This window comes from Actinoplanes sp. ATCC 53533 (genome assembly GCF_003947245.1).
On sequence record NZ_QHHV01000513.1, the window covers coordinates 1 to 1,778 of the forward strand.

Sequence of the window (1,778 nt, forward strand, 5' to 3'; positions counted from 1 at the left end):
CGGAGCGCAGGATTTCGCCGATGACCACGGAGTTGTAGACCGTCAGGCCAATCACCAGATACCAGAGGGTGTTCATGCTGACGCCGAACTCCGGGAGGCCGCGCGCCACGAAGAAGATGGTGATGACCACCGGCAGTCCGCGGAACACCTCGATGCACATCCGGGTGATCGCCGAGAGGAACGCGCTGAGACCGCGGAGCAGGTAGGAGGCCGGGGCGGCGAAACCGGTGAAGCGGCGCTTGTTGAGCTCCTTGAGCTGGATCCGCAGCACCGCGAGCAGGGTGCCGACCACCAGCGAGCTGACAATGGCCAGCACCGCGGCGAGCAGGGTGTTCTTGATGCCGACGAACAGCCGGTCCCAGACCTGGGAGAAGTTCTCGTTGCCGGGGTCGATCAGCGGACCCCAGAGGTCCATCGAGAACTGCCCCTTCTCGTCCAGGGGCAAATAGATCAGGAAGTACACCCCGGCGAGCACGATCAGCGTGCCGACGATGCTGAAGATCAGGGTCAGCCGGCGCTGGCGCGGGCCGGGAATGTCGTAGAGGACGGTCTGCTGGCTCATCGGGCCGCCACCGCCTGCCGCCGTTCGATCCGGTCGAGGAGGGCGCCCAGAGGCACAGTCATGATCAGGTATCCGAGTGAGATGCCGATGGCGACGGGGACGAACGCGTAACCCTCGGCGGAGGTGAGCTGGTCGGCCGTCTGCGAGAGGTCGCCGACGACGCCGAAGAAGCCGATCAACGCCGAGTTCTTGATCATTGCGATGATCACCGAACCGAGCGGCACCACCGAGGCCTTCCAGGACTGCGGAAGCACGACGTACCGCAGGTTCTGGCCGAAGGTCAGGCCCAGCGACCGGGCGGCCTCGGCCTGACCGGCCGGGACCGCGTTGACCCCCGAGCGCAGCGCCTCACAGACGAACGCCGCGGTGTAGAGGACGAGCGCGATCAGGCAGAACCGGAAGTACGGCAGGTCCGTGCCGAGCCGCGTGAAGATCGCGTCCAGCCCCGGAACCCGGAGGAAGTCGGCGTTCGAGCCGAGGGCCGGAAGAGCGAACACGGAGAAGAACATCACCACGGTCAGCGGCATGTTCCGGAAGACGGTGACGTAGGCGGTGCCGACCGCCCGCAGCGGCGGCACCGGGGAGATGCGCAGTACCGCCACGACGGCGCCCAGTATCAGGGCGCCGATCGCGGCGAGTAAGCAGATCTGAAAGGTGAGCCAGAATCCGCCCGCGAAGACGTCAAACTTGTCGATGAGCACATTCACGGGCTTGGAAATCCTCCCCGTCTCTCAGATCAGCTTCGTGGTATCAGTAGCGGTTGACGGTCGGCGCGGCGCCGAGCTCGGCGCCGAACTTGCCGGCGGTGTCGTCCCAGGCCTTCTTCCAGCTGCCGTCCTGGAACGACTTGTCCAGGGTGTCGTTGATGAAGGTCCGGAAGGCGGTGTCTTCCTTCTTGACACCGATTCCGTACGGCTCCTTGGTGAAGTTGTCGCCGGCCAGCTTGAACGACGCCTCATCCTTGGCGATGTAGCCGAGCAGGATGACGTTGTCCGTGGTGACGGCGTTGACCTGACCGCCCTTGAGGGCGTCGCGGCACTTGTCGTAGGTGTCGAAGAGCACCAGCTGGCTGCCGACGTCCTTCACGTGCTTCTTGATCTCCTCGGCCGGCGTGGAGCCGGTGACCGAGCAGACCTTCTTGGTGCCGTCCTTGAAGGAGTCCGGCCCGGTGATCGTGGTGTCGTCCTTCTTCACCATGATGTTCTGGCCGGCCTCG

Annotated in this window: 3 protein-coding genes; all 3 read right to left on the reverse strand. The window is 65.0% G+C overall.

Annotation, left to right across the window (positions count from 1 at the left end; translation table 11 throughout):
* On the reverse strand, positions 1-562 hold a 562-nt coding region (locus tag DMB66_RS59675), incomplete at its 3' end, for an ABC transporter permease subunit (protein WP_148112963.1).
* Positions 559-1,269: an amino acid ABC transporter permease gene (locus tag DMB66_RS59680; protein WP_125812682.1), complete on the reverse strand. Its 711-nt coding sequence runs from the start codon at positions 1,267-1,269 to the stop codon at positions 559-561. The genes DMB66_RS59675 and DMB66_RS59680, both read right to left, overlap by 4 nt.
* A gap of 43 nt (positions 1,270-1,312) precedes the next feature.
* Positions 1,313-1,778: transporter substrate-binding domain-containing protein (locus DMB66_RS59685; RefSeq protein WP_125812683.1), on the reverse strand; the 466-nt coding region annotated here is incomplete at its 5' end.